The organism is Spirosoma panaciterrae DSM 21099, assembly GCF_000374025.1.
Lineage (GTDB): Bacteria > Bacteroidota > Bacteroidia > Cytophagales > Spirosomataceae > Spirosoma > Spirosoma panaciterrae.
Map to the genome: position 1 here is coordinate 327,490 of NZ_KB893172.1, position 26,396 is coordinate 353,885.

The window sequence follows — 26,396 nt, forward strand, 5'->3', positions numbered from 1 at the left end:
ACTTTCATGCGTAAAGTTTCAGTCTGGCATCACAACGCATCGACTCGTACAAACTGATACCCTTTCTGCTGAAGTTCGGTCAGGAGCGTATCCAGGTGCGCATATAGTTTATCGGTTCGGCTAGGAGCAGTGCCAATATGCATCAACAGGATAAAGCCATTCAGCCCATTGGTATGCCGGGTTTCGTAAGTACGAATGGACTCCAGAATGGTTTCGCTACTGCGGTAGTTTCGGTCGTTGGGCGTAGTGTAATCGGCATGACTGAGCGTACCGGGTGTATAATTGATCAACTGGATACCTTCGGCTCTGGTCCAGGCAGCAATAGGTTCGTTATACCATTCATAGGGTGGCAGGAACATTCGCCGGGCGACAGGCTGCTGCCGAAAAGGGGTCAATGCCGCATAATTGGCCCGGAGGTCGGCTGTAAATTGCTCATGGCTAACAAGTAAGCTATCCCGTTTGCTCCAGTCGCAATAGAGCAAATGCTGGTCGGAGTGTGGACCAAGATAATGCCCTTCCTGAGCCAGTTGGTGGATGGTAGCGGCAAACGCTGGGTTTCGGAGAAAGCGCCCCGTCAGAAAAAACGATGCCCGAACCTCATGCTTTCGCAACGTTCGGGCAATTACGGAACCCCCATCGGCAAACTCATCGCCTGTAAAAACCAGCGCGAGCCGTCGGGTCGTGGTGTCGCCCCGTATCCGGGCTCCTTTAAAATACGTTGATTTTCTGTCTGGCTGTGTGGGCTGAATTGGTCTGGAATCTGGTTGGACTTTGCGATTCGGTTTGGCCGATTTACCGGATGGAAGTAGTCGTTCAGCTTGTTTGGCTGCCAGCAGATAAATGAGTGAAGCCGTACCGTCCATGGTGGGTTCATTCGTGCTGTAGTCGCCATAATCGTCGTGATAAACGGCTACATCGCTTTGAAAAGCGGCATATTCGTCGGGCTGATAAAGGGTTATGCCGATCAGATTTTTGTAAATACGTCCTTTCACCGGCCCGTCGACCAGTCCGCCATCAATAGGGTATTGTTTAAGATGGGTAAAGGCCGAATGAGGGTCAGATGGCGTATCGGCGTTGGCGGGCAGACCATATACAAAACTGGTTCCCCAGGGATTGCAACCAAATAGCCAGTCAAAATTGGCCTGTTCGAGGGCCGCGTACTGCTTGTCTCCGGTAAGTTGCCGATACCAGAAGCATTGGGTGGCAAATGAAGCCGTATAATTATTACTGCACCAGGTAAACTGAACTCCCCGGTAAAAGGCGTTCTGTTTGGCTCGGTTCCAGACCGTTTCGATCCCTTTTTTATAAAAATCCGTGACCGTTTTCCGCTGATTGGCGGGGAGTTTTTTGGCCAGTTCAGCATGGCCCACATTCACAAAGGGATACCACTGATAATGCCGGGCGGTGTCGTTCAGGATCCAGGGAGTAACGGGTTCCTGCCGGGCAAAATTCAGCGCTTCTTCCTGGAGTTGAGCTGCTTTTTTGCCCGTTGGACTCTGTAAGTTAAGCTGCTCCACGGCCGCTAGTTCCATATCGTCGACATAATTGTCTTCTTCATAAAAATACGGTGCGCGGCCAGGGGCTGTCTGACAATTACCAGGCTTCTGTAAACCAAGCTGATAAGCCGACTGCGATCGCTGCCGCAACGTTTGGGCATATTCCGGCTGCCGATTGCGCAGTAGCTGATACCCCAGTGATAGAGCACTGCTCACTTTTCCAGCTGTAGACGCCACGCCCGTAGCCCGGTTTTTGTATTTAAACATCCCCTGCGGCTGGCCCGTTGCAAAATAAACGGGTCGTTCCAAACCTTTGCCGTAGAAATTATCTTCTTTCGGAATGCGCATCCCGGCATGATCGCGGTCGTCGCCAAGCTGATTGAACAGCCAGTCTTCTTTGGGGTGCATTTTCAGCAGCCAGTCCAATCCCCAGTGGGCTTCGTCGAGCGCATCGGGCAGGCCATTGGAACCAGTTAGCCCATTGGCCTGGTACGCATCGGTAAAGGCGGTGGGGAAATCGCGAACGGCAGCCAGCAGGTGATAGGTGGCGTTGGCCGAGGTCGTTACGTATTGCAGGTAGTCAGATGCATCGTGCCAGCCACCCACTACGTCGATATGGGTACTGTCGGGCATAGGACCGTAGAGGGTGTAGCCGTCATGGGTATGGCAGGAGTCGTTCAGAAACGGATTAAAGCCACTTCGTTGCTGCCGCATGTAGCGCAGGCAGAAGTCAGCCGCCCCTTTATACACATCCTCATCGATCCGAAAGCTCGGCGAACGGGTACCGTCTTCAGCCTGCAGGAAGTACCGACCGGGCTTTCGAAACTCCGAAAAATCGAGCCGATACGTTTGCCGGAAAGGCCCGTAGCTGCCGAACGCTTTGCCCGACGGCCATTCGCTGACGGACCGCTGTGTCTGTTCGTCGATAAGCTGGAACTTATGGATGGTTTGCTCGTTTAGACTGCCCCAGACGGCGATTTTAGGGCTATTGGGTCGATAGCCCATTAGATTGATCCGAATAACCGCCGATTCGTCGGTATGGACAATAAAGGCGATTAAACTTATAGCTAACGCACTGATTAGTAGTAGGCGAATGGGCATCAAGTATGGCGGTTGAAGATTATATTTTTTTCAATAGCCCCATCATCATTTCCTCGAAATAGGCACCGTTGTAAGGGCCGAACCAGTTCATGTCGCGGGTTTCGTAGGTTGGTCGGTTGTAGTAGGCATCGGGCGTCACGTAGCCGATATAACCACCGTCGAAGCTGGTTATCATCAGGTTTACGCCTTTTTGCTGCGCCAGTGGTTTGAAATCGGCAACGAATTCGCCCGAGTAGTCGCAGGGGGTGCCGAGCAGAACGGTATGTCCGATGCGCAGCGCTTTCAGATCGGATGGGTAATCGCCATAGATGGCGTAGAATAGCCAGGGCCGGACGCGCCAGTTGCCAATTACGCGGGGGTGCGGCTCGCGCAGGCTCAAGGGTAAGGTCAGTACGGCCAGAGCGCTATCGGATTTAAGCTGGATAGTGGGCAAAGTCCGTTCGATCCGCGCGGCTAAATCACCCGCATAATTTCGGATCTCCTGAAAGTCAGTCTTGCCTTTGGCTTCGGGGCCTGTACTGCCAACCGCGCCCGCCAGAAAGACCGCGAAATCCGCCGATTTTTTCTCCAGCCGATCCACCAGCGAACCGGGATAATCGCGGCTAAGGTAGTTCCACATACTATCTTCAAACAGGGTAGCATGACCCGAAAAGGAACACAGCAGTGCCGATTCGCCAGAGTTTTTCTTAAACCTCACCAGGTGAATTTTTCCATCAAGGGGTTTGGTTGGCCCTGACCAGCCGATGCGGTTATAGATATGGTCTGTAGCGTCGGTTTCGCCATAGCCAATTTGTACGGGGGCCAGGTTTGTCTGAGCTGCCCGAATGGCCTGTAGCACCCCCTCCGTAATCCGGGTAACGATCTTCTCGTCGTAGCCACCGGCTATCAACTGTCCAACCAGCCCTGGTGCCCAGCCACCCATGCTATTGTGCGAGTGAATCGCGCCCGTATACACGTTCTCCCACCGAAGTCCGACTTCGGGCAGACGTTTTTTTAGCGCTTCGGTGACCGTGGGTGGTGTAATGAGCAAGTCCAGACCAACGACGGCTACTTTAGTGGTCCCATTGTCGAGGACTATAGCCCGCGCAAAAATAGAATCGCTGATGATGTGCCAATGTTTACCACGCCGGGCTCCATAGCCACCTGTAGGGGTAGAGTATGGAGGAGTAATGCTGACTTTCGCCCAACCGGCACGAAGCGGAGCTTTAGCCGTAAGCGGAGTGGGAAGGGCGTCCAGCCGCTGTTTGGTTTGGCTATAGTAAGGCATTTGCTGGTAAGGCGTTTCATCGACGGGGGCCAAACTAACGGCCAGAAACAGCAGGATGACAACAACCAGACCGAGCAGGGCTTTTAAAAGAATACGGACAAATTTCATGTACAATTGCTTAGACCAGCGAATTTCGGTAAAAGGAATGAAGATGTGGTAAGGATAGCCAGTAACTAAGGTTAGGTGAATGAACTTACTTTAGAAAGCTGCTTTGGAGCTCTCGCTATGTACTCCTGAACAGGTCGGCTTCCGGGAAGGGCCTTGTCAGAAAGGGTGTTCTTACATCGTTCAGCGTTAGGTTTGCTGGAGGCTGGCAAGGCCGACTGATAATCGCATTGATAACAGAGACTTGACGATTGAATAACCAGCGCAATCGGAATGAGAGAAGCGGGGCGGATAACGTTTCGTAAAAGTAGAATCAAGCCGAGCAAAATGGCCGGTATACTCAAGAGTTGCCCCATATTAAAGTTCATGCTGTCTTCAAAAGCGACCTGATTTTCTTTGAAAAATTCCCAGACGAAGCGCAGGCTAAATACCCAAATCAAAAAGATACCAGCCATAGTGCCCGGTGCCGCCTGGTTACGATACGTTCGCCAAAACCAGAATAGCCCAATGGCTAAAATCAGACAGGATAACGATTCATAGATCTGAGTGGGATGACGAGGCACCTGGCTAAACTCATGATCTCTTACAAAAACAAAAGCCCAAAGGACCGTAGTTGGCTTACCGAAAATTTCGGAATTCATGAGATTGCCGAACCGAATAAAGGCCCCACCCAGGGCCGCTACAATGCTAATACGGTCGATGACCCAGAGAAAACTTTGCCCGGTTGCCTGACTGGCTGCTCGACGGGAGTAAATCCATAAGCCCAGAAGGATACCAATGATGGCTCCATGACTAGCTAATCCGCCATAGGGAGGGGTAATAATGCGTAGCGGGTCATCAATAAACACAGCTGGCTCGTAAAATAGAAAGTGACCTAGCCTGGCACCCAGGACGGTGCCCAGAACCATTGTCATCAGAAGCGAATCGGTGTCGGTTTGGGGTTTTCGTTCAGTTTTGAATATGTATGTCATAATCTGCATACCGAACAGAAACCCAGTGGCAAACAACAAACCGTACCATCGCACTGGCCAGGAACCTATACGGAAAATTTCAGGATCAACATTCCAGATGATGTAATGGAGCATATCGTCTTGGTTTATAGGGGCTAAAATGGGGGGGGATTTTACCGTGTAGTAATTAGTTGAACTGCATCAGTCAGTCGAAACAGTATGCATCAAGGGCATTTTTCGAGTACCTGATAGGGGGTATTCAACACGAATTCATTGGCTGTGATGGCTATAATTCGGCGACGAATATCAGGTATAGAGACTAAACCATTCGTTATACCTTCATACCGCATCACTAAATGGTCGCCTTCCAGCCAGTATCTGTAATAAGATAAATTGGTAACTGGCTGACACTTTTTCAATGCATCATCGACAACGTACACGGAATCTGATTTAAACGTCCATCGCGAGTACGGTTTTTTACTGCCGGAAACTGACTGACTAGTCCAGGTGCCAATCAACTGAGCAGGATTGATGGATAAAACGGGTTCTTTTGAGCGGCACCCCAGGGTAATAAGCACAATTATCCAGACTGTATTTCTCATCATGCGTAGTATGGAACGGATGCCTTTTCCCATGAAACAGGGATTCGTTTTCAGCCAAAAACGTTGGATTTAGATGGAGATAAAATCCGTAGTAAAAGTTCTTAAAGCTTTACCTGGCAAGGTATATCAATCTGTAGTGTTCGGTAAGATTCATAAAACCGATTCAACTAGTTGGATGCGTTCGGTTGATTAAACAAGCGAGAGGCAGACCGAGCAGGGCAATCAAAAAAGGGGCGAAACAATCAGGATATATGGGGGAATGTTGCCGAATTGCGCAGACCTGAATAGAAACCTTGATTGATAAGTTCTCTAGTGTTTTCGTGAGTCATTTTACGGCATTTTGTCCAGTTAGGGTGAGGCCGACTTGAGAATCGGCCTCACCCTAACTGGACAACTTCTTAATACAGATGTACCGTACGCCTATAATTTAATCGGTGAAAGAAAAAGAGTAGAATTGTTGCGCCAATAGCGGACAGCATGGCCCAAAACCAATTGTTTGTATCAAGCTTTAAGCCAAGGTCCAAGCAAGCGGGCTGCTGAATATAGGCATTAATAACAATTAGACTGTTATTAATAAAATGAGCGACTACGGCTACCCATATATTGCCTGACCAGAAGTATAAATAGCCGAACAGTACGCCAAGTAAGATTCTTGGAAAAAAACCAGAAAATTGAAAATGAACTGCACTGAATATAATAGCCGCTAACCAAATGCCAGCATGAGCATTAACTGTCCATTTCATGAGCCAGCGCTGAATTATGCCTCGAAAGAATACCTCTTCACCGATTGAAGCAACAAATCCAACAACGAGAATGGCAATCAATAATTGATCTGCTGATTTAAAGGCGACCAACAGCTTGGTTTGCAGGGTGCTTTCTTGTTCCTTGCGATGTATCCAATCGGCAAGATTTTCAATAAGTCCAGGTAGTTCGAGATGCTGATTCCAGTTGATAATCAACTCGTTGAAGGGTAGAATAACAATAATACTTAGAAGCCCTAGCCATAGTCCAGAAACAGCCTTTAAGGAGTTAGTTTGAAAATCAGCCCATCGACGGTGCTCAAACAAATACCAGTAGGCCAAGGCCGGAAACAAGTAAGTAAACAAATGACTAACGGCTTGAACGGATATGAAAATATACCATCCGTTAGGCAATTGAGCAACTTGTTGTATAAATATGGGTAAGGAGCTGATCTCCTTTAGATGGCCTGCTGAGTAGGCAATTAATAGCGTCAAAGCCGATCCAACTGACATACCCAGAATTGTACAACCAAAAAAGAGTAAAGCGGCTCTTAATTTGTACATAGGCGATAGCTGTAGTATAGTGTATTCAAAAGCGTTGAGTTAGAAAGATATAACTAAGGGTAAAGCAATGGCAATCAAAAAGGCACCGGAGAAACTCCCCGATGCCTTCCGTCACCCAATGCCGGTTGCCCGGCCTCCCTATGTCATTTAGCCAAGAAATGGCGCTGCAATGGCCAGAACCTGCGCTTTGGTTAGCGGCTCGTCAAAGGCCCCCCGTAGGTTATCGTCCGAAATGCCGGATACGTTCGGGAGCGTTTTCAGGTTGACTCCGCCCTGTGTAAATGTCGTTTGGGTTGTGTCAGATACCCAGCTTTTCAGGCCCAGAATTCGCCGGATTTCGGCGGCATGGCGGGCTTCCACCGAGTGGATTTGTAAGGCTACTTTCAGGATGGCTTTATCGTTGATCAGGGCGGCTGCCTGGCCTTTGTAGGCTTGCACACCCGTATCTTCCAAAGCCCGTGCGGTTGCCAGAAAGGTCGGGTAGCTCGTAAACGTTCCGGTTGGGTACTTAAAAGTTGGTTTGGCCACGGCCAATGTGCCCAAAGCCGCTTTCAACAGATTGACGTGGGCCGTTTCGTGCTTGCTGATTTGGGAAATTACCCGCTGGTCTTCCGTGGGAATCAGTCCTTGGGCCGCCAGACCCATACGATAAAATTCATCTTCCAGGTATTCCAGCGTCAGCGCATAATTAGCTATGTCGATAGCCGCCTGCGAGGGTGTAGTGGACTGGGCCAATGCTTTATTGAGCGAACCTGCTACAATAGCCGGAATGCCCGCAGCAATCAATTTGGAGCTGAATTTGAGTAAGTTTCTGCGGGAGTGAAAGCTATATCGGTCGCCGAATTCAGGATCTGCCTGTTCGATGTCGGCGATTAATTTTAATAGATTCATAGGAGTGTGTCCGGTTTACTTAGGAAGATTGTTGGCGGTGATCTGCGTTTTGACATACTTCTGCGCGATTGGCAGAACAACCGATGGTGCATTCGCTGCATCCAGCCCCGTTGTCGGGTCAACGACATCATCGCCCGCAAAATCGGCCGATTTGGGATTGAGCAAGTCCCGTATAGCCGCAGCATGACGAGCTTCGACCGATACAATCTTTCCGGCAATCGTAATATAATCAGGATTTGTAATCAGCGTTCCGGCTCCGTTGTAGGCCGATACGCCCAGATCTTCAAACGCTTTGGCTGCGCCCAACACGCTGGCCCGGTCGGTAAAATTGACCGATGTGAAATTCGGTGTTAAAGCACCTATCGCATTAGCTCCCAGCGCTGCTTTGAAAAATTCGCGGTGTACAATTTCGTGGTCGCGAATATCGGTCAGCAGTGTTTTTTCGGCATCAGTCATGCCGCTAAAAGGCGAAGCGATAACCTGTGTATAAAAAGCCGCTTCTAGTTGTTCGAGTGCGTACGCATAGTTTAAGATACCCGTGTCGCCCGAACCCAGGTCGACAGGCGCGGTAACTGTAGTCGGGTTCTCTTCATCGCCACAGGCTGTCAAAAGCATTCCGCCAGCCGTTAAGGCGCCAGCGTAGCGTAAAAATAAACGACGCCCCACCCATACTGGCTCTAACTGGCCAGGCAGCATCGACAAGCCTGGTTTAAGCTGTTGTTTTTCCATATTGTTGATTGATACGATCTCAGCAGGTATAACCGCTATTCCATCACTTGGTTTGAACGATATACGTGACTTGCGGAAATTTAGATTTCCAGACGCGGTTTGGAAGGCTGAATTATCACGGCCTATGGATCGGACCAAAGGCCTGTAGGGCGAATTTGACTGGAAAAACCAACGTTACCGACTACTTTTGCGAGCCGCTTTTTGTTGCTAATTTTAGTCATCCTACTCAGCAGATTATATGAATATCAATCAGGTTCGCGAACAACTCCATCGACTCATCGACGAGGTCGACGATATTTATGTACTTAATGGCCTCTACCGCAACCTGATTTCCGACAAACGGCAACGGGAAGCCTACGAAAAAGAACAGGCCGAAAAAGCAAAACGGCAGGCTGCCAGCCGTCGGACCAATGGAGATTAGGGGATATTAACGTGTTGAATACTGTCGTTTTGAGCGACTTTCAATGAGAAAAACGCTATTTGGACTGCTACTAATTGAACTGATGTGGCTAACGCTATCACTCGCCATCAGTTTGCTGGTAAGCCTGTTTCTTTTCGGACAGGGTTTGTTGACAGGCAGTATCGACCTCCAACTGTACGATACCTATTTTGTTCTGTCGCCATTCTGGGCGATTTTTCCACTGTTCCTGATTGTCGGCTTCCTGGTTTTCCTGATCAAAGAATGGCGTAATCGGTTTAGGAGGAAGCTTCCTACTCTGATTCTTTGTACGCTAGGTCTGATCCTGATCGTATTGTTCGTTGTTATTTGGAGATTCCGCTAATGGTCAGGGCAATGATAATGGCGTTGAACCCAAACGACAGTACCCCATGTGCCAATGCCGTACGGCGCATGAGTTTAGAACTAATGGCTACGTCGGACACCTGGCTGGTCATGCCAATCACAAACGAGAAATACGCAAAATCCAGGTAATCAGGTTCCGACTCATTAGGGAACTCCAGCCCTTTGGGGCGTTTGCCTTTCTCAAGGCCGTTGCCGTAGTACAAGTGCGCGTATCGAAAGACAAACACGGTATGAACCAGGCTCCAAGAACTGGCCACCGCTATAAGAACCAGTGCCATATAATATGGCTTAAGATAGGCTGGTAGATTTTCATCGGCCGAGTTCAGAAGAGCCACGATGGCAATTAAGCTGGCTGTGGCGGCTACAATTACTAATATCAGAAAAACAGTACGATTCGAGTCTTCACTACGCGAAAGTTTAGGCAGTTCGCGCGGGTGTACGTTGGCGATGATGACCCACATAATCAGTAGGTGGGTTAGGGCGTAGGCTACCCAGGCAATGGTGGTGCGAGCGGGAAGATTAAACGCATCAGGTACGATAAAACTGGCCAGTACAGCTACAAATAAACCAGCCAGAAGTCGCTGATAAGGCTTAAGATGAATTATATAATGGCGTAGTTGATCAAACATAATGACGTATAATGGGCTCAGTTTTCCGGCTGGTTCAGTCTATAAAACAAAGACGGTGGCAGAGCTTGACCGGCAATTTACGCATTACCCCACCATAGCCAAACGCATCCGGTAAATAGCGGCACTGGGCTCTTGAATGGATGGGCTACTACTATAGGGCGAATTGCGGAAAATGAATTACTCCTCTGAACGATGATGCTTATCAGGCAAAATCAGCATTAAATTAGGAATTTAACGTAACCAGTATGTGCTGAAGGCTGCCCTCTACACCTTCGAGTGCAAGGAAGCCACAAGGGCAGATTTTTGCAGCATATGTAATATTCCCTGAAAAAGATTAATTCTCCAAAGATTGTACCGTGCAGGAGAGCTTTTTCGAAATTTTCAACCATCTTGCCATGTTTTTTGACAGGCTCATACTCAAAAGCCGCTTTCATTAAGATTCCATGAAAGAATACATCCGACCGATTAAACGTCTGCTTGTCGCCAACCGGGGCGAAATCGCTATCCGCATCATGCGGGCTGCTACCGAACTCGGCATTACAACGGTTGCCGTTTACACGTATGAAGACCGTTATTCACTCCACCGCTATAAAGCCGATGAGGCTTATCAGATCGGCCGCGATGAAGATCCGCTTAAACCGTATCTGGATGTTGAAGGAATCATTATGCTGGCCAAACGGCACAAAATCGATGCCATTCACCCCGGTTACGGATTCCTGTCAGAAAATGTAAAGCTGGCCCGGCGCTGTCGTGAAGAGGGCATCATATTCGTTGGGCCTTCGCCTGAGGCTATGGATGCCCTGGGCGATAAGGTTCGGGCCAAGAATCTGGCAACGACGGCCGGAGTTCCACTGATTCCTGATTCACGGGAAGAGAATATGTCGCCGGAATTTGCCCTGACCGAAGCCGAACGCATCGGATTTCCGGTGATGGTAAAAGCGGCAGCCGGTGGCGGTGGGCGTGGAATGCGCGTCGTTCGTAATGCTGATGATTTCCCGAAAGCGTTCACCGAAGCAAAAAACGAAGCCCGTAACGCCTTTGGTGACGACACGATTTTCCTTGAAAAATTCATTGAAGATCCCAAGCACATCGAGGTGCAGTTGCTGGGGGATCAGCACGGAAATATCGTTCACCTCTACGAGCGCGATTGTTCGGTTCAACGTCGGTTCCAGAAAGTGGTCGAGGTGGCACCGTCGTTTGGGCTACGGCAGGAAACCAAGACGAAGCTCTATGAATACGCGCTACAGTTAGGCCGGGCAGTTAATTATTCCAATGCCGGTACGGTCGAGTTTCTGGTCGATAAAAACGAGAACATCTACTTCATTGAGGTTAACCCACGTATTCAGGTTGAGCATACGATTACGGAAGAAGTAACGGGTATCGACATCGTCAGAACCCAGATTCTGATTGCCATGGGCTATCGGCTTTCCGACAATGGCATCTACATCAACCACCAGGACGAAATCCCGCTAAACGGATACGCCATCCAGTGCCGGATTACGACCGAAGATCCGGCCAATGGATTTAAACCCGATTTTGGTACCATTACGGCCTATCGGAATGCGGCTGGGTTCGGTATCCGGCTCGACGAGGGGAGTAGCTACGCGGGTATGAAAATCTCGCCCTACTTCGACTCGATGATCGTGAAAGTTTCGGCACGCGGACGGACGCTCAAAGGAGCCTGTCAGCGGCTGATGCGGGCACTGGTCGAGTTCCGGATCCGGGGGGTTAAAACCAACATTGGCTTTCTGGAAAATGTAATCCGTAATCCGATTTTCCAGCGGGGCGAAGCGCGGGTATCGTTTATTGAAACGCACCCCGAACTGTTCAATTTCCGGAAGCCACAGGACCGTTCGACGCGGGTCTTGAACTACCTGGCCGAAGTAATTGTAAACGGAAATCCAGAAGTTAAAAAGAAAGACGACAGCAAGGTGTTTCGGACGCCGGTGGTTCCAACATTCGATACGTATAGCGCGTACCCCAAAGGGAACCGTGATCGGCTCAAAGAGTTGGGTCGGGATAAATTCAGCGAATGGGTGCGGGATCAGAAAGGGATTCTGTACACCGACACCACCTTCCGCGATGGCCATCAGTCGCTGCTGGCTACGCGGGTTCGGACGCAGGATCTGCTGAAAGCGGCCGAGGGATTTGCTAAAAATCATCCCGAACTGTTTTCGATGGAAGTGTGGGGGGGCGCTACCTTCGATGTGTCCATGCGTTTCCTGTACGAAAGCCCCTGGAAGCGGCTGGCGGCCCTGCGTGAAGCCATGCCGAATATGCTCCTTCAAATGCTGTTCCGTGGTTCGAATGCCGTTGGCTACTCTGCTTACCCCGATAACCTGATCGAAAAGTTCGTTGAGAAATCGTGGGAAACAGGGATTGATGTCTTCCGCATTTTCGACTCGCTGAACTGGGTCGAAGCCATGAAAGTGAGCATCCGCGCCGTTCGCGAACGGACCGATGCGCTCTGTGAAGCCGCCATTTGCTATACGGGCGATGTACTTTCGCCCAATCAGCATAAGTACACGCTCCAGTATTACCTCGACATGGCCCGTCAGTTGGAAGACGAAGGGGCACATCTGCTGGCTATCAAAGACATGGCGGGTTTGCTCAAGCCCCTGTCGGCCGAAGTGCTGGTTCGTGAACTGAAAAAAGCGGTGAGTATTCCGATCCACCTCCACACACACGATACAGCAGGTATTCAGGCCGCTACCTATCTGAAAGCCATCGATTCGGGAGTCGATATTGTTGACTGCGCTCTGGGAGCGTTGTCGGGCCTGACGTCGCAACCGAACTTCAACTCAGTGGTTGCTATGATGCAGGGCCACGAGCGCGAATGCCCCATGAACCTGTCGTCGCTGAACGATTATTCCAACTATTGGGAAGATGTTCGGGAATACTATTACCCATTCGAGTCGGGTATGAAAGCGAGTAGTGCCGAAGTGTACGAGAATGAAATACCGGGTGGTCAGTATTCCAACCTCAAGCCACAGGCGATTGCTACCGGATTAGGCGATAAGTTCGAAACGCTCAAGAAGAACTATTCGGTAGCTAACCAGCTATTCGGCGACATTGTGAAAGTGACCCCATCCTCGAAAGTCGTGGGCGATATGGCCATTTTTATGACGGCCAATAACCTGACGGCCAAAGATGTGATTAATCGGGGTGAATCGCTGTCGTTCCCGGAATCGGTAAAAGAACTGATGAAAGGGATTCTGGGCCAACCCGTGGGCGGTTTCCCGGAAGACATTCAGCGCGTGGTCCTCAAAGGCGAAGAGCCTATCACCGACCGGCCCAACAGCCACCTAAAACCCATCGACTTCGATGCCGATTTTAAAGCCTTTCAGGAGAAATACCCGCTCAATGATGGCTTCGTAGATTACCTGTCGTATCAGATGTACCCAAAGGTCTACGACGAATACTACAAAGCCAATGAGCAGTATGGTAATGTCAGCATTATTCCAACGCCCGCTTTCTTCTATGGCCTGAAGGAAAATGAAGAAATCCTGATCAATATTGAAGAAGGCAAAAATATTCTGGTTCGACTGCTCTTCAAATCGGAACCCGACGAGTTTGGGATGCGGACCATTACCTTCGAATTGAACGGACAGAGCCGTCAGGTAAAGGTACGGGACAAAGCTTCGAAGGTCGAAAAGCAACAGCACGCCAAAGTCGCTAACGCAGGTGATGTGGGGGCTCCGCTACAAGGACGTTTGACACGAATTTTGGTTAAACCGGGTGATGTGGTGAAGAAAAACCAGCCCCTGTTTGTGATCGAAGCCATGAAGATGGAAAGTATTGTAGCCGCTTCGAAAGAAGGGACAATTGCCAATATCAAGCTCAAAGAAGGCACGGTTGTCGAACAGGACGACTGCATACTGGAAATGGCCTGAATATGAAAAAGGGGAATCGGATGGTTCCCCTTTTTTATTCACGATGTACGTCCCGAAATCGGAGCATATCGCCTAAGCGTTGCTCCTTATCGTTATCGAAGCCACAGGTCGACCGAAATTCTTTGGGGTTCTGGTAGGTTCCGAACAGCATATCCCACCAAACGATGTCGCCGTAGTTGTGGCTGTGTTTTTCGTATTCATGATGAATGCGGTGCATTTCCGGCCGTTGAAAAATATAGCCGACCCACTGGGGTGTTTTCACATTGGTATGGTAAAAAAACTCACCTAACGCTGTACAAAGCGTATAGATAGCCCCTGCTTCGGCATTAAGGCCCAGGGTTGTATAGACCAGCAGACTACCGATAATGGAATTCACAACCATTTCGAGGGGGTGTTTGTAAAACGATGTAATCACTTCCAGTCGCTGAGGGCTATGGTGAATCTGGTGAAAATGCGTCCACAGAAAATCGACCGTATGCCGCCAGCGATGCCACCAATAGAAAACGAACGTAGCAACGATGTAGGCAATAACCCCGCCCAGGGCATTACTGACATATCTGGAGAGATGAAAAAGCGAATAGGCTGATAGCCATTTTTCCCAGGTATAGCCAGCCAGCACGACAACAATGAGCTGAACGAAATTAATAGCCAGCACGCGGATTGTCCAGGTAGGGACTGTGGGGAGCTTCCAGCCCGGAACCAAACGTTCCAGAATAAAACAGAGGGCGAAAACGCCAAAAATAACAGGCAGCATGTGTATACGGTTTGTAGGAAATATTTTTCCAAAGGAAGTGCCTTACAAACCCCTAAACATTGACGAATATCAATTTCGCTGCCCGCGCAGTCGGCTTAAGGTTTCGGGTGAAATGCCCAGATGCGAGGCAATGTACTTGAGCGGAACCCGACCAAAAATATCTGGAAAATCCTTTAGCAATTGCTGATACCGTTCGGGAGCAGTCTGCATCCGTAAATTCTGCGTTCTCAACTCACTAAGAACGTAGTACTTTTCGGTAAGCAGGCGTCCGACGACATTAAATTCGGGAAACTGCCGATAGAGTTGCTGGAGTTGCAGGTAGGTTATTGACCATAGTGTACTGGTTTCCAGTAGTTCGACGTATTCCTGTGTGGGTTGGCGCGTATAAAAACTGGCAATCGACATCAGAAAATCACCTTCCCGCATAAACCACGACGTAACTTCCCGGCCGTCTTTCAGATAATATCCCCGCACTAAACCCGTTTCAACAAAGTACAACCGATCCGAAACCTGATTTGGCTGGAGCAGCCAGTGTTTTCTAGGAAAGGTGTCGCAACGGAGTATCTGGCTTAATTCGGCCTTCAACTCGTCGGACAGCGGCTGCATGCTTTGAATCAGGGAGAGCAAACGTTCCATGGGCTTTATCGATTTATCTTCTGCGCGTGAATAAGGATTTGAGTAAGCCGTGAGTTCAGTTGTGACTATTCAAATAGTCTGCTTCGTTTTACTTATTATTGCCCCGCAAAAGCTGACAGGCGCAGACCATCTGCAGATAAATCAGACGGGAAAGCCAGCCGGATCATTCCTGGCTGAACAGCTTTCAAAACGTATACAAACAGCAAAAGAGACTGCAATTAACAGAACTGAGTAAGGTAGTGTTCGCTAATTGCCACTTATACCAATTATGGCTACACAGCAGCAAAATCCAAATCCTGAGGGAGCAATTGACGTTGAATTGAGTGAAGAAATTGCCGAAGGCGTCTATGCCAATCTGGCAATGATTGCCCATTCGAACAGTGAGTTTATTCTTGATTTTATTCGCCTGATGCCGGGCGTTCCTAAAGCGAAAGTCAAAGCCCGTATTATCCTGACGCCCGAGCATGCTAAGCGGCTGTTGGACGCTCTTCGGGAGAACATCAGTCGCTACGAAGAAGCCTATGGCGGCATCAACCAGCCTACGGATTCGTTTCGGTTCCCATCGGGCGGTTTTGGTGGCCCCGTAGGACAGGCCTGATTTCACTGGGTTTCGGCTTCAAGTTAATCCTGCCGGAAAACTTTAAACATTGGGTTTGAAACTTGAAACAATTTTTCCGTATCTTTGCACCTCAAAATTCGGGAAGACTGTTTTTTCGTAACCAAAATCAATAATGCCTACTATACAACAATTAGTGCGTAAAGGGCGTGAGAAGCTGATCGACAAGTCGAAGTCGCCAGCTTTGGATGCCTGCCCGCAACGTCGGGGTGTGTGTACGCGTGTATACACAACGACGCCGAAGAAGCCAAACTCGGCTCTTCGTAAAGTTGCCCGGGTTCGTTTGACGAACGGCCGGGAAGTGAACGCTTACATTCCAGGTGAAGGCCATAACCTGCAGGAGCACTCAATCGTGCTGATCCGGGGTGGTCGGGTAAAAGACCTGCCGGGTGTTCGTTACCACATCGTTCGGGGTGCCCTCGATACGGCTGGTGTAAACGGCCGTCTGCAAAGCCGCTCGAAATATGGTGCCAAACGGCCGAAACCAGGTCAGGCTCCAGCGAAAGGTGGCAAAGGTGCTCCTCCAGCAAAAGGTAAGAAGAAGTAATTAATTATGTATGATATACGATATATGATATAGTGATAAGAGCATATATCATACATCCTGCATCATATATCCAAAAATTGACTGCCCGTTGAAAAACACGGCAGAGTAAGACCAAAAATCTGAAGAACACATGAGAAAGGCGAAACCGCCCAAGCGTTACGTGTTACCTGATCCAAAATTCAAGGAGGTCCTCGTAACCAAATTTGTTAACAATCTGATGTACGAAGGCAAAAAAAGCCTGGCGTACGGAATTTTCTACGATGCCCTCGATGTAGTGGCTAAGCGCACGAACGAAAACGGGCTCGATACGTGGAGAAAGGCATTGAACAACGTAATGCCATCAGTCGAAGTAAAAAGCCGTCGCGTCGGTGGTGCTACCTTCCAGGTGCCAACCGAAGTACGGGCAGACCGGAAGGTCGCGGTAGGCATGAAATGGCTTATCCGGTACGCTCGTTCGCGGGGTGAGAAAACCATGGTAGACCGTTTAGCAGCCGAAATCATCGCAGCCGCAAAAGGCGAAGGTGCTGCTGTTAAAAAGAAGGACGATACGCACCGTATGGCTGAAGCCAACAAGGCGTTCTCGCACTTCCGGTTCTAATCCAACTCAACAGGCTCAGTTCCCGAAGGCTGTTGAATCTGACAAAAGCCGCCCACTATTGGGTGGCTTTTGTTATTTTTGGCCCTATGACAACCTTAGAAAATGACTTCCTACGCGTTTCAATTCGTCCGAAAGGGGCCGAACTGACGTCTATTTTGCATAAGCCAAGCGGCATTGAACACCTTTGGCAAGCCGACCCAATGGTCTGGAACTGGCATGCGCCTAATCTGTTTCCGGTGGTGGGCGGCTGCCTGAACAATCAGTTGCTGGTAGATGGGAAAACGTATCCGATTGAACGGCATGGCTTTACCCGGCAGTCGCTTCTCGAAACCGTCGAATCATCGGCTACCCATGCGGTGCTGCAGTTGCGTTCGAGCAGCGTTACAAAGGTGCACTATCCTTATGCCTTTGAGTTTCAGATCATCTATGAAATTGAAGGCCCTCGGCTGACGGTAACCTATCGGGTTGTGAATCAGGATAACCAAACGGTTTTTTTCTCGGTGGGAGCGCACCCGGCCTTCAACGTTCCATTTTATGTGAACGAAGAGTACGAAGACTATTTTATTGAATTTGAGAACGAGGAACCACTAGAAACTCATATGCTTTCGGCTGCAGGGTATTTTACGGGTGAGACTAAATCCATCCCCACCGAAGGCAATCGGTTGCCGTTGACCAGACATTTATTCGATCAGGATGCGTTGGTTTTCAAAAACCTCTCTTCCCGCTGTGTAGCCATTCGGAGCGAACGACATGACCATGCCGTAACGGTTAGTTTTCCTGATTTTCCATATTTAGGCTTGTGGGCCAAGCCGGGGGCGTCGTTTGTTTGTATTGAGCCCTGGTTAGGCTGTGCCGATAGTGAGGGAGAACTAAAACCCATTCAGGAAAAAGAAGCCATTCAGCAGGTGGCCGAGGGCGACGTATTTGAAGCCGCCTTTACGATCGAAATCGCCTAACAGTTTATCGTATTCGGAGGCATTTTGGTCATGGCGACGCAGGAGCAGTCTTCAGGGAAAGATGTTTTCTTCCTATTTCCGAAGATTGCTCCTTGCTCTCTATGATAAACCGCACAGATTATGGCTCAATTACAGGAAGCTTAAGCAGCCTACTGTGTTTCTTCGAGTGGGGTAAAATCCTTGAAGGTTCGTTTAATGGCTTTATCGGACGAATCTTTTTTGCTTTGCCAGTTGGCGTCCAGTTCGAGTGCTACCAGTCCGCTTAAACTCATTGAATTACGGAAATCATCTAGCTTTTTGATGAAGTCACCAGTCCGCCGGGACGATTTCAGGGCAAATTCACGAGCAAAGACATCCCCTTTATTCTGCAATTCGCTTTTCTTGCCCAGCACATAGTTATAGCGATCGAGCAGATCTTTCATCGATTTACCGATTACCTCGGTTGCTTCCAGGGTGCCCATCGTAAGCACCGCCGTACCGCCAACGGCCGAAATTATCTTTTGCGAACTTGGGTCATTGGCCGTAATGGCAGGCGAAACGCCCGTTATGGCACCCAGCGACGCGTTGGCTACCGACCGATTGCGTTTTCCGCCCTTGGCTTTTCGATAGTCGCGTTTGAGTTGCTCCTCCTTTTCGCTCAATTGTTCTACCAAACCCCACGCCTGCACCAGCGCCTGACGGTACTGGGCATAATAGTAGCGGTCTTTTTCAGCCTCATTGACCGTGTTTAATATGGTGAACGTAATACGTCGTTCTTCACGATTTTGCTCTTTATCCAGCACATAAAACGTAATCTGAACATTCAGCGAGTCATACGGGTCTTTGACGAAATCGTAGCCCGGTTGCCAGATAAATTCGTACTGGTTGTTGGTATTTTTAATTAAGGCCGACTTTGGAATGTTCTGGTTATCTGATAAAAAGCCAAAAGCCGCTACGTCATCTTCGCCATTTAGGTCGGAGAGATAAAACTTTAGATTTACCGTTGCGTTCTCGCGCAGTTTGTAATGCGATTCTTTCGGAATGATATCTATGCTAGGGGGGAGGTCCATTTGCGTAACCTCAACCTTAAGCCGACCTTTGGTGCGGACTTTCGAGGGCTGATCTTCTACCCAAAATTCGATATACTGCGGATTTTGTTTCAACCGATTGAATTGGTTGAGCGACAGTGTCCAGGTCAACTCACCCTGTGATGATAGCTTACTACCTTCGGGCATCTGGTCGGCAATCGGAATGAACACGATTGGGTCGCCATCGTCGTCGTGTACCATCTGCGCATCCATTTTATAGGTATTCTGCGTTCGGTAGCTCACGTAAAAGGGACGTAACTCGCCAATTACGGGCGGGCGATTGACATGCTGAACTTTGAAATCGACCGTGTGTGAGGCCGTTTGGCCATGAGTGTTCCGCACCTCAAAAGTTACGGGATAGGTTTTTGTAGTCTGAATCCGATCGGCCAGATCGAATCCGGGATTCCAGGAGAAATGGCCCAGCGAATCCAGGTGCATGCCTTCTACAGGATCACTGCCGAATGCAAACAATAGGGTATCCGTTGTAGAGCCAGTAGCTTTGAGATCAAACCGGACAGGCGTTCCTTCCGAAACGATATTCCAGTTATTCTGAGTTGGGAAAACGAGTTGTAATGGTTTCGACTCTTGCGCATAGCTGCTAACGAAAGGTACGAGCACCAACAGCCATGATACTAAACCGACAGTTCGGGTCATAAGGACGTTCGAGGGTAGTCTGTCTTAAAAAACGCAAAAATACGACCAAGATTTCGTCTAACGGCTGATAATCGTCAGTTTTAAGATTTTTCTTATGAATTACTTACTTTTATCTTGAAATAATTGATTTTTTTAAAGATTTCCAGTCTCAATGTTTGGTAGCTTATTCAGGAAAATCTACGGATTGGACTTGCAGCATATACGCATAGTTGAAATAGAGGGTATAAAAAAACGCTTTACCAACCTGGTAAAGCGTTTTTTCTAGGATAAAGAAATCTAGTTTTTCTTCGGAGCGGTACCGCCTGCGGGAGTAGGTGCAGGCTTAGTGGCCGGAGCTGTGCTACCACCTGTTGTAGCAGGCTTAGCGGCTGCGGCAGCTTTAGCAGGATCGATCCCTAACTTTTTCAGCACCAGTTCGGTGATGTTGTTTTCTTCAGGCGCTACCAGCAGAATGGGGATGGTGTTGGCACCAGCGTCCAGATTAAATACATACTGGAAGCCACTTTCTTTAGCAACCGCATCAATGGCTTTCTGAATTTTCTGAACAACCGGGTTCACCAATTGCTGATACTTACTCTGCAACGATTGCTGCGATGTCTGGCCAAACTCCTGAATTCGGGCCTGTAGGCTTTGCAATTCCGTTTCACGGTCTTTGCGAATCACATCCGACATTTGCGCAGCTCCCTTTTCATAGGCGCTGTATTTGTCTTCCAACTCTTTCTGCATCCGCTTCAGTTCGTTTTCTGATTGCGTACGCTGGATGGTCAGTTGGTTTTGAATATCTTTTGCTTCGGGTGTTTGCGACAGAACGTAATCGATGTTCGTATAGCCTAACTTCAGCGGACCCGCTGCGGAGGTCGTAGTGGGCGTTGTTGTTGGGGCTTGTGCCTGTGCGTTTAAACCGCCCATCAGTAGAGCAGCAGCAAACGCCATGACGAGGTTTTTCTTCATTTCGAATTTTTAGTTGTGTTAGCTTACTTCGGTTTTACTATGGTTGTTTTGTTTGTTGGATTAGTTGGGGTAGCTATTGGTTTAGTATCCAGCCCCAATTCTTCCATTACGTAATCGGAGTAATCGTGTCGGGGGTTCGTATAAAGCATAACAAAATCAGAGGCTTTATCGAACATGAAATCTAATTTTTTTTGCAGGCATATTTTTTCAACGGCCCGGTTTATCAACTCCATCGGAGCCTTCATCAACTCCTTCTTCTTCTCATATAAAAGCCCTTGATAGCCAAAGACTTTATTGTTGTATTCACGAGCCTCCCGTTCTTTGTCACTGATGATGCGCTGGCGATCCCGCTTCATATCTTCAGTCAGCAGAATTTCTTCGGCCTGATACGCCTTTTGCAATTTTTCAATGTCGACGTATTTGTCCTGAATATCCTTTGACCATTTATCAGCAAACTTGTCGATTTCGCTGAGCGCTTTTTGGTATTCAGGCATTTTGCTGAAGATGTATTCCGAATCAATGTAGCCAAACTTCTGGGCCTGAGCAGGAATACTCAACGCAATAGCATACAAAAATACAAAAAACAGGACTTTTTTCATCAGGAGCCAGCTAAATTTTGCGGGAAGGTGTTGATTGTCAAATGGATTTATGAGCAATTGGCGAACAAACCGTTACAAAAACCGTACCGCTCCGGTAGCCAGACTCGTAAATCCATTTAACGTCGATTCTTCTAAAATCTTATCTGATTTGCTGCCCAATTGTAAAGTGGAACTGACCTGATGCCTTGTCTTTAACGCCCGGAATCTTGTCGAAGCCATAGCCGTAGTCAATCCCAATCAGACCAAAGGCGGGCATGAAAATACGAGCCCCAAAGCCCATCGACCGCTTCAGGTCGAACGGATTGTATTGCTTATAACTAGCCCAGTTGTTACCGGCCTCCAGGAAGGTCAGCACAAAAATGGTAGCCGATGGGTTCAGCGATACAGGGTAGCGAAGTTCAGCAACGAACTTGTTGTACACGACACCGCCCTGACTACGAGAAGTTTGATCGACAGCCCGGTCGTAATCGGCTGTGTACACACTACGGTCGTCGTACCCACGCAGACCGATGATGTCCTGGGCCAGCGCAAACTGGCCCTGGCCAGCCAAGCCCGATCCGCCTAATACGAAGCGTTCAAACGGCCCAATTGATGTGCGTTTGTTATAGCTACCCAGGAAGCCGAGGTGCGCACGAGTATTTAGAACCAGTTTGCCAAATACTGTCTGGAACCAGCTTGCATCGAACATCCATTTGTGGTATTCGACAAACTTATATTTATCTCGTGGTGCCTCTGCCGCAGTGGTTGTGCGCCAGGCTGAATACGGAGGAGTAAACGAACCGCTCAGTGTGAACGAAGAACCATTCCGTGGGAACTGCGGATTGTCGATGCTATTGCGCGATAAGGTTGTGTTGAACGTAATATTATTTGAAATACCATCCTTATAACCAATATAGAATAGGTCAAGGTTGTTCAGGTCATATCGTTGATACGAAAGGGAATTGGTCAGCGAGAAGTAATCATCCGGAATTTTCAACTGACGACCCAGGCCAATCGTAATGGCTGTGTTGGTATACGAACCCGTTGGGGTGCGGCCCTGCAAACTTTGATAGATACTGTACGGGTTGAGCGGGTCGTAGAACGTCCGGTACACCGTGTGGCTGGCACTTACTGAAAAAGCGTTTGGTTTGCGCCCGCCTAACCAGGGTTCGGTAAACGACAGGGAGTACACCTGATACTGGCTACCATTGGCCTGGAAGCGTAACTGGACCCGTTGACCATCACCCGCAGGCAGGGGTTTCCAGGCACTGAAGTTCGGAATATTACGGGCCGAGAAGTTGTTGAACGTCAGACCCAGGGTTCCGACGAAACCAACGTAACCACCCCAGCCACCCGACAATTCGATCTGATCGGAAGGCTTTTCTTCAACCGAGTACTCAATATCTACCGTTCCGTCGCTCTGTGGAACAGGGTTAATACCAATTTTTTCGGGGTCAAAATAGCCCAGTGTGGCCAGCTCACGCTGTGTACGAATCAGGGCGGTTTTTGAGAATTTCTGGCCGGGCAGCGTCCGGATGGTACGCATTACCACGTGATCACTGGTTTTAGTATTTCCGTTCAGAATAACTTTGTTGATTGTCGCCTGCTTCCCTTCGAAAATCCGGATTTCAAGGTCGATAGAGTCCCCTTCGATCGCCCGTTCGATGGGTTGGGCATTGTAATACAGATACCCCAGATCCATGTACTGCGAACTCAAATCCTGCCCTGGGTTTCCGTTCAGGCGTTTCTCCAGGTCTTCCGGGTTATAGATATCGCCTTTCGTGATACCCAGTACCTGCCGAAGCTGATCGGCGGTATAGAGGTAGTTGCCCGAAAAATCAATTTTACGATAATAATACTGATGGCCTTCATTCAGCTTCATGTTGATGCTGATGGTCCGGCCTCCGTTATTGATGACGGTATCGTGCTCGATGGCAGCATCGCGGTAGCCGAGCTTGTTATAGTATTCGAGCAGTTTTTGCTTATCCTCTTCGTACTTTTTGGGAATGAACTTCGATGGCGAGAAGAGTCGTCCGAAACGCATTTCTTTGGTACTTTTCATCTTCATTCGGACAGCATCTTCGTCGACTTCATCGATCCCTTCGAAATTGATTTTTGCAATTTTGATTTTCTGACCTTTATCGACCGATACCCGCATGGTCGCGTTGTTGCGCGTGCTATCGGGAATGGTTGTGATTTTGACTTTCGTGTTCAGATACCCCTTGTCGACGAAGTATTTACGGACGGCCAGTTGGGTATTTTTTGTAATGGTGTTCGTTACAATCTTGCCCAGATTGAGCTTGATTTTGTCTTTCAGGTTATCCTGTTCCCCTTTTTTAACACCAATGAAATTGACCCGGTAAAGACGGGGCCGTTCCTGAACGCGGAACATAAGCGAGATTTTTTCGCCGTTGACGTTGGTAGCGAACAACTCTACATTGTCGAGCAAGCCTGACTCCATCAGCTTACGTACCGATGAACCAACCGCTTCGCCCGGAATTCGTATTTTGTCGCCCATTTTTAAGCCTGCCAGCGATACCAGCGAGTTAGGGTCGAGATAGCGGGTACCTGTTACGGTCAAACCAACAATTTCGTACTCTTTGGGGCTGGCGTAATTGAGCAGATCGTTACTTTCAGTGGATGCAGGCGGTGTATCGCGACCTACACCTACGCGTACCTGAGCCCTTAGCTGAGCGGGTAATAAGCTCATGAGCAGACAAACGGCTCCTAATATAACTTTTATACGGTGTTCCAAGTTGGTATTTATATTAATGATCTACTGACCAGACGAGAGGGTAGAATGTAGGCTTAGCCAATTGCTACCTCGTTTTCGATCAGTTGTTTAGATTCCGTTTTTATCGTAAGCGTTGGAATAGACAGACGCTTATCTCTCTGCTCCAACCTGTATTTCGTATAGTCCTTATTTGACAAGTTGCTCACTGATTTTGCCAAACCGGCGCTCACGTTGCTGGTAGTTGACAATTGCTTCGTACAGATGAACTTTCCGAAAGTCGGGCCAGAGTACATCGGGCATGTATAGTTCTGCGTACGCCAGTTGCCAAAGCATAAAGTTACTGATGCGCATCTCGCCACTGGTTCGGATCATCAGTTCCGGGTCGGGTATACCCCCCGTGGTCAACTGTTGACTAAAGGCCGTCTCATCAATCTGGTCAGGCGTCAGCTTGCCATCCCGAACATCTTCAGCCAGTTTTTTTGCGGCTTCCACGATTTCCCAACGACCGCTGTAGCTCAGGGCCAGAATGAGGGTTAAACCGGTATTCTGGCTTGTTTCACGGATGGCTTCAGCCAGTTCTCGTCGGCAGTCGGATGGCAGACTGTCGGTATTTCCGATGGTTGCCAGCCGAACATTATTGTTCATCAGTGTTTTTATCTCATCCCGAATGGTATGGACCAGGAGCGTCATGAGCGCGTCTACTTCGAATTTCGGACGATTCCAGTTTTCGGTTGAAAACGCGTAGAGGGTAAGGTATTTCACGCCCAGTTCGGCGCATCCTTCCGTAACTTCACGCACGGCCTTGATGGCACTGCGATGACCAAATACCCGGGCTGCTCCCTGTCGTTTTGCCCAGCGTCCATTTCCATCCATGATAACGGCTATGTGCTGGGGCAGATTGCTCGGGTTAATATGTTCCTTCATCCCAAGTGGGGCGTTTTAACAAGAATTAAGATATATGCCTTTAGATCGCCTATATTCGACTGCCTAGTCTGCAAAGTTACTAAATTCTATTAGATCAAAAGAATAGAGATGAAGCAAGCGAGAGGGTCTTAACTTATTTTAATAAGTAAGTAGTGGTTCTCCGTATCGTTATTGCAGCTCTGAGGGCGTTTGGTCAACTAATAATTCGTTGAGGTTAGGATTAATTTACATACCTTTAGAAAAAAATAGTTGTTTATCGACTACTTCTCCTTCTCCTCCCTTTGAGTTGACGGTCTAGCACGTCCTTTAGCCATCAACTCATGCAGTTTTTTATCCCCTTTGCGGCTAGTGAGGCCCAGGCTCAACGCATCCTGAAACGAATAAGCGATAATTTGCGGGCTTATGGCTACCCATTGAACCAAGGTTTTTTCTATCAGGTCAGCTATCTCTTTGAGGGGGCTGTGGTGTCGGATACGGTTGGAGAAGCCTCTTGTCAGAATAATGAAATCGTGCTGGCAATCTTCAGGCAATCTGAAGAGTACCTGATTTGTACCTATAGCCGAGGGGTAACCTGGGGTACGCCAATGGTGGCTCAATGTAAAGATGTCCAGCTTGCTACGGCCTTCAATAGTGAATGACGCATAGAGACTTAGATCGATTGATCAACGTATAATTCCAGACGGTAGGTGAGTGCTTCTGATTGAAAGACAGAGGGTTAGTGGTTTTCGGCTAGCCATTTTCTGTTTAGGGATTCTAAGAAATTGCCTCGTTTTTATAACCATTCTACATCCAGGACTGCGCTTTGGTGGAGTTCGGCATTAAAATTCAGTACTATAAATTCTCTATATGAGCACATCCAAAGAAACATTTAACAAACGAGAGAAAGAGAAAGCAAGACAAAAAAAGAAACTGCAAAAGCAGGAAAAGAAGGAAGACCGGAAAGCGAACCTCAATAAAGGCAAGAGTTTGGACCAGATGTTGGCGTACGTGGATGAAAATGGTAATTTATCGTCTACGCCCCCTATCTACAAGCCCTCTGAATCGAAAGAGAATGGGGCTACCAATGGCCAGCAGCATCGGGTAAGAAATGAAAGCAGTCGGGAGGGAGTTCTTACCCGGTTTGATCCCGTAAAGGGGTACGGTTTCATTCGGGATACGCAGAGTCGGCAAAGTGTTTTTGTTCACCAGAATGAATTGATCGAACCAATCAGCGAAAATGATCGTGTCATTTTCGAAATAAAAAATACTCCTAAGGGAGCGAGTGCTGTTCAGGTAAAAAAACAGGTATAAGCCAGCGCTTATGTCAACGTGAGCATGAACAGCCTTCGCGAATTCAGGGTGTTAACGAGTTACTGACTATCATGAGAGAATATTCAAAATTAACGGCTAAAGAGCGGCAGGTAGTGGCACGCCAACAGGCAGAAGCAGCTAAAAAGCCGTATCTGGTAAAAGGTATGCCCAAAACAATTCTGTATTTAAGCGACGAACAGGCAACAAAACGGGTCGATTTGATTCCTCAATTTGGTCGATAAGTCGGTTTATCAACCCGAATAGGTGCAGATAAAGGGTACTTGCCGGCGTTGGTGCTCTAGGTAGCCTATGGCCCTGATTA

25 protein-coding genes are annotated in these 26,396 nt (G+C 48.5%); 10 read left to right on the forward strand and 15 right to left on the reverse strand.

Annotated elements, in window-relative coordinates; genetic code table 11:
• Positions 1 to 29 precede the first annotated feature (29 nt).
• From B153_RS0101285 to B153_RS0101315, 7 genes are all read right to left on the reverse strand, one after another.
• Complete coding sequence (locus B153_RS0101285; RefSeq protein WP_020594842.1) at positions 30 to 2,597, reverse strand: bifunctional glycoside hydrolase family 9 protein/polysaccharide deacetylase; 2,568 nt, start codon at positions 2,595 to 2,597, stop codon at positions 30 to 32.
• A gap of 19 nt (positions 2,598 to 2,616) precedes the next feature.
• The gene (locus B153_RS0101290) at positions 2,617 to 3,972 is read right to left on the reverse strand and encodes a neutral/alkaline non-lysosomal ceramidase N-terminal domain-containing protein (RefSeq protein ID WP_020594843.1); all 1,356 of its coding nucleotides are present in this window, start codon (positions 3,970 to 3,972) and stop codon (positions 2,617 to 2,619) included.
• Positions 3,973 to 4,043: 71 nt separating this feature from the next.
• Positions 4,044 to 5,054, reverse strand: coding sequence for a prolipoprotein diacylglyceryl transferase (gene lgt, locus B153_RS0101295; protein ID WP_020594844.1), 1,011 nt, complete (start codon positions 5,052 to 5,054; stop codon positions 4,044 to 4,046).
• Positions 5,055 to 5,143: 89 nt separating this feature from the next.
• Positions 5,144 to 5,524: a hypothetical protein gene (locus tag B153_RS0101300; protein WP_211221645.1), complete on the reverse strand. Its 381-nt coding sequence runs from the start codon at positions 5,522 to 5,524 to the stop codon at positions 5,144 to 5,146.
• A gap of 395 nt (positions 5,525 to 5,919) precedes the next feature.
• Entirely contained in the window at positions 5,920 to 6,825 is a 906-nt protein-coding gene (locus tag B153_RS0101305) for a CPBP family intramembrane glutamic endopeptidase (protein ID WP_020594846.1), read from the reverse strand.
• 147 nt (positions 6,826 to 6,972) lie between these two features.
• Positions 6,973 to 7,716 (reverse strand): ferritin-like domain-containing protein, encoded by a 744-nt coding sequence (locus B153_RS0101310; protein WP_020594847.1) that lies wholly within the window; start codon positions 7,714 to 7,716, stop codon positions 6,973 to 6,975.
• A gap of 15 nt (positions 7,717 to 7,731) precedes the next feature.
• Positions 7,732 to 8,445 carry a ferritin-like domain-containing protein gene (locus tag B153_RS0101315; protein ID WP_020594848.1) on the reverse strand — a complete coding sequence of 238 codons (714 nt, stop codon included), beginning with the start codon at positions 8,443 to 8,445 and terminating at the stop codon, positions 7,732 to 7,734.
• Between the two features lie 238 nt (positions 8,446 to 8,683).
• Here B153_RS0101315 and B153_RS0101320 point away from each other — a divergent pair, with 238 nt between their 5' ends.
• Both B153_RS0101320 and B153_RS0101325 read left to right on the forward strand, forming a co-directional pair.
• Positions 8,684 to 8,866: a hypothetical protein gene (locus B153_RS0101320; protein ID WP_020594849.1), complete on the forward strand. Its 183-nt coding sequence runs from the start codon at positions 8,684 to 8,686 to the stop codon at positions 8,864 to 8,866.
• Positions 8,867 to 8,909: 43 nt separating this feature from the next.
• Positions 8,910 to 9,227, forward strand: a complete 318-nt coding sequence (locus tag B153_RS0101325; RefSeq protein ID WP_040760606.1) for a hypothetical protein — start codon at positions 8,910 to 8,912, stop codon at positions 9,225 to 9,227.
• Here the strand turns inward: B153_RS0101325 and B153_RS0101330 are convergent.
• On the reverse strand, positions 9,208 to 9,876 hold the full coding sequence (locus B153_RS0101330; protein WP_020594851.1) for a DUF1345 domain-containing protein: 669 nt from the start codon (positions 9,874 to 9,876) through the stop codon (positions 9,208 to 9,210). The two genes, B153_RS0101325 and B153_RS0101330, sit on opposite strands and share 20 nt — an antisense overlap.
• A 443-nt stretch (positions 9,877 to 10,319) precedes the next feature.
• Between B153_RS0101330 and B153_RS0101345 the strand changes: the two genes are divergently transcribed.
• Complete coding sequence (locus B153_RS0101345; protein WP_020594854.1) at positions 10,320 to 13,769, forward strand: pyruvate carboxylase; 3,450 nt, start codon at positions 10,320 to 10,322, stop codon at positions 13,767 to 13,769.
• A gap of 34 nt (positions 13,770 to 13,803) precedes the next feature.
• Here the strand turns inward: B153_RS0101345 and B153_RS0101350 are convergent, their stop codons facing one another.
• Together B153_RS0101350 and B153_RS0101355 are read right to left on the reverse strand one after the other, a co-directional pair.
• On the reverse strand, positions 13,804 to 14,523 hold the full coding sequence (locus tag B153_RS0101350) for a sterol desaturase family protein (protein ID WP_020594855.1): 720 nt from the start codon (positions 14,521 to 14,523) through the stop codon (positions 13,804 to 13,806).
• 69 nt (positions 14,524 to 14,592) lie between these two features.
• Positions 14,593 to 15,159, reverse strand: a complete 567-nt coding sequence (locus tag B153_RS0101355; protein WP_020594856.1) for a Crp/Fnr family transcriptional regulator — start codon at positions 15,157 to 15,159, stop codon at positions 14,593 to 14,595.
• Positions 15,160 to 15,427: 268 nt separating this feature from the next.
• Here B153_RS0101355 and B153_RS0101360 point away from each other — a divergent pair, with 268 nt between their 5' ends.
• From B153_RS0101360 to B153_RS0101375, 4 genes are all read left to right on the forward strand, one after another.
• The gene (locus tag B153_RS0101360; protein WP_020594857.1) at positions 15,428 to 15,757 is read left to right on the forward strand and encodes a DUF3467 domain-containing protein; all 330 of its coding nucleotides are present in this window, start codon (positions 15,428 to 15,430) and stop codon (positions 15,755 to 15,757) included.
• A gap of 133 nt (positions 15,758 to 15,890) precedes the next feature.
• A complete protein-coding gene (gene rpsL, locus B153_RS0101365) occupies positions 15,891 to 16,322 on the forward strand; it encodes a 30S ribosomal protein S12 (RefSeq protein WP_020594858.1) in 432 nt (143 codons plus the stop codon).
• A gap of 130 nt (positions 16,323 to 16,452) precedes the next feature.
• Positions 16,453 to 16,920 (forward strand): 30S ribosomal protein S7, encoded by a 468-nt coding sequence (gene rpsG, locus B153_RS0101370; protein WP_020594859.1) that lies wholly within the window; start codon positions 16,453 to 16,455, stop codon positions 16,918 to 16,920.
• An 86-nt stretch (positions 16,921 to 17,006) separates the two neighbouring features.
• Positions 17,007 to 17,876 carry an aldose 1-epimerase family protein gene (locus B153_RS0101375; RefSeq protein WP_026261833.1) on the forward strand — a complete coding sequence of 290 codons (870 nt, stop codon included), beginning with the start codon at positions 17,007 to 17,009 and terminating at the stop codon, positions 17,874 to 17,876.
• Positions 17,877 to 18,025: 149 nt separating this feature from the next.
• Here the strand turns inward: B153_RS0101375 and B153_RS0101380 are convergent, their stop codons facing one another.
• The 5 genes from B153_RS0101380 to B153_RS0101400 form a co-directional block, all read right to left on the reverse strand.
• Positions 18,026 to 19,597: a hypothetical protein gene (locus B153_RS0101380; RefSeq protein WP_020594861.1), complete on the reverse strand. Its 1,572-nt coding sequence runs from the start codon at positions 19,595 to 19,597 to the stop codon at positions 18,026 to 18,028.
• 276 nt (positions 19,598 to 19,873) lie between these two features.
• Positions 19,874 to 20,548, reverse strand: coding sequence for an OmpH/Skp family outer membrane protein (locus B153_RS0101385; RefSeq protein ID WP_020594862.1), 675 nt, complete (start codon positions 20,546 to 20,548; stop codon positions 19,874 to 19,876).
• A gap of 23 nt (positions 20,549 to 20,571) precedes the next feature.
• Positions 20,572 to 21,147, reverse strand: a complete 576-nt coding sequence (locus tag B153_RS0101390; protein WP_020594863.1) for an OmpH/Skp family outer membrane protein — start codon at positions 21,145 to 21,147, stop codon at positions 20,572 to 20,574.
• Between the two features lie 139 nt (positions 21,148 to 21,286).
• Entirely contained in the window at positions 21,287 to 23,836 is a 2,550-nt protein-coding gene (gene bamA / locus B153_RS0101395; RefSeq protein WP_020594864.1) for an outer membrane protein assembly factor BamA, read from the reverse strand.
• Positions 23,837 to 24,046: 210 nt separating this feature from the next.
• Entirely contained in the window at positions 24,047 to 24,784 is a 738-nt protein-coding gene (locus tag B153_RS0101400) for an undecaprenyl pyrophosphate synthase (protein ID WP_020594865.1), read from the reverse strand.
• A gap of 320 nt (positions 24,785 to 25,104) precedes the next feature.
• On the opposite strand from B153_RS0101400, the gene B153_RS0101405 reads away from it, so the two are divergent.
• From B153_RS0101405 to B153_RS37970, 3 genes are all read left to right on the forward strand, one after another.
• Positions 25,105 to 25,422 carry a hypothetical protein gene (locus tag B153_RS0101405; protein ID WP_020594866.1) on the forward strand — a complete coding sequence of 106 codons (318 nt, stop codon included), beginning with the start codon at positions 25,105 to 25,107 and terminating at the stop codon, positions 25,420 to 25,422.
• Between the two features lie 208 nt (positions 25,423 to 25,630).
• A complete protein-coding gene (locus B153_RS0101410) occupies positions 25,631 to 26,074 on the forward strand; it encodes a cold-shock protein (RefSeq protein ID WP_020594867.1) in 444 nt (147 codons plus the stop codon).
• Positions 26,075 to 26,145: 71 nt separating this feature from the next.
• The gene (locus tag B153_RS37970; protein WP_020594868.1) at positions 26,146 to 26,316 is read left to right on the forward strand and encodes a hypothetical protein; all 171 of its coding nucleotides are present in this window, start codon (positions 26,146 to 26,148) and stop codon (positions 26,314 to 26,316) included.
• Positions 26,317 to 26,396 lie beyond the last annotated feature (80 nt).

Excerpts from the sequence above, each read along its gene's own strand:
- B153_RS0101285 (WP_020594842.1), bottom strand. The coding sequence starts at position 2,597 with ATGCCCATTCGCCTACTACTAATCAGTGCGTTAGCTATAAGTTTAATC.
- B153_RS0101290 (WP_020594843.1), bottom strand. The coding sequence starts at position 3,972 with ATGAAATTTGTCCGTATTCTTTTAAAAGCCCTGCTCGGTCTGGTTGTT.
- lgt (WP_020594844.1), bottom strand. The coding sequence starts at position 5,054 with ATGCTCCATTACATCATCTGGAATGTTGATCCTGAAATTTTCCGTATA.
- B153_RS0101300 (WP_211221645.1), bottom strand. The coding sequence starts at position 5,524 with ATGATGAGAAATACAGTCTGGATAATTGTGCTTATTACCCTGGGGTGC.
- B153_RS0101305 (WP_020594846.1), bottom strand. The coding sequence starts at position 6,825 with ATGTACAAATTAAGAGCCGCTTTACTCTTTTTTGGTTGTACAATTCTG.
- B153_RS0101310 (WP_020594847.1), bottom strand. The coding sequence starts at position 7,716 with ATGAATCTATTAAAATTAATCGCCGACATCGAACAGGCAGATCCTGAA.
- B153_RS0101315 (WP_020594848.1), bottom strand. The coding sequence starts at position 8,445 with ATGGAAAAACAACAGCTTAAACCAGGCTTGTCGATGCTGCCTGGCCAG.
- B153_RS0101320 (WP_020594849.1), top strand. The coding sequence starts at position 8,684 with ATGAATATCAATCAGGTTCGCGAACAACTCCATCGACTCATCGACGAG.
- B153_RS0101325 (WP_040760606.1), top strand. The coding sequence starts at position 8,910 with ATGAGAAAAACGCTATTTGGACTGCTACTAATTGAACTGATGTGGCTA.
- B153_RS0101330 (WP_020594851.1), bottom strand. The coding sequence starts at position 9,876 with ATGTTTGATCAACTACGCCATTATATAATTCATCTTAAGCCTTATCAG.
- B153_RS0101345 (WP_020594854.1), top strand. The coding sequence starts at position 10,320 with ATGAAAGAATACATCCGACCGATTAAACGTCTGCTTGTCGCCAACCGG.
- B153_RS0101350 (WP_020594855.1), bottom strand. The coding sequence starts at position 14,523 with ATGCTGCCTGTTATTTTTGGCGTTTTCGCCCTCTGTTTTATTCTGGAA.
- B153_RS0101355 (WP_020594856.1), bottom strand. The coding sequence starts at position 15,159 with ATGGAACGTTTGCTCTCCCTGATTCAAAGCATGCAGCCGCTGTCCGAC.
- B153_RS0101360 (WP_020594857.1), top strand. The coding sequence starts at position 15,428 with ATGGCTACACAGCAGCAAAATCCAAATCCTGAGGGAGCAATTGACGTT.
- rpsL (WP_020594858.1), top strand. The coding sequence starts at position 15,891 with ATGCCTACTATACAACAATTAGTGCGTAAAGGGCGTGAGAAGCTGATC.
- rpsG (WP_020594859.1), top strand. The coding sequence starts at position 16,453 with ATGAGAAAGGCGAAACCGCCCAAGCGTTACGTGTTACCTGATCCAAAA.
- B153_RS0101375 (WP_026261833.1), top strand. The coding sequence starts at position 17,007 with ATGACAACCTTAGAAAATGACTTCCTACGCGTTTCAATTCGTCCGAAA.
- B153_RS0101380 (WP_020594861.1), bottom strand. The coding sequence starts at position 19,597 with ATGACCCGAACTGTCGGTTTAGTATCATGGCTGTTGGTGCTCGTACCT.
- B153_RS0101385 (WP_020594862.1), bottom strand. The coding sequence starts at position 20,548 with ATGAAGAAAAACCTCGTCATGGCGTTTGCTGCTGCTCTACTGATGGGC.
- B153_RS0101390 (WP_020594863.1), bottom strand. The coding sequence starts at position 21,147 with ATGAAAAAAGTCCTGTTTTTTGTATTTTTGTATGCTATTGCGTTGAGT.
- bamA (WP_020594864.1), bottom strand. The coding sequence starts at position 23,836 with ATGAGCTTATTACCCGCTCAGCTAAGGGCTCAGGTACGCGTAGGTGTA.
- B153_RS0101400 (WP_020594865.1), bottom strand. The coding sequence starts at position 24,784 with ATGAAGGAACATATTAACCCGAGCAATCTGCCCCAGCACATAGCCGTT.
- B153_RS0101405 (WP_020594866.1), top strand. The coding sequence starts at position 25,105 with ATGCAGTTTTTTATCCCCTTTGCGGCTAGTGAGGCCCAGGCTCAACGC.
- B153_RS0101410 (WP_020594867.1), top strand. The coding sequence starts at position 25,631 with ATGAGCACATCCAAAGAAACATTTAACAAACGAGAGAAAGAGAAAGCA.
- B153_RS37970 (WP_020594868.1), top strand. The coding sequence starts at position 26,146 with ATGAGAGAATATTCAAAATTAACGGCTAAAGAGCGGCAGGTAGTGGCA.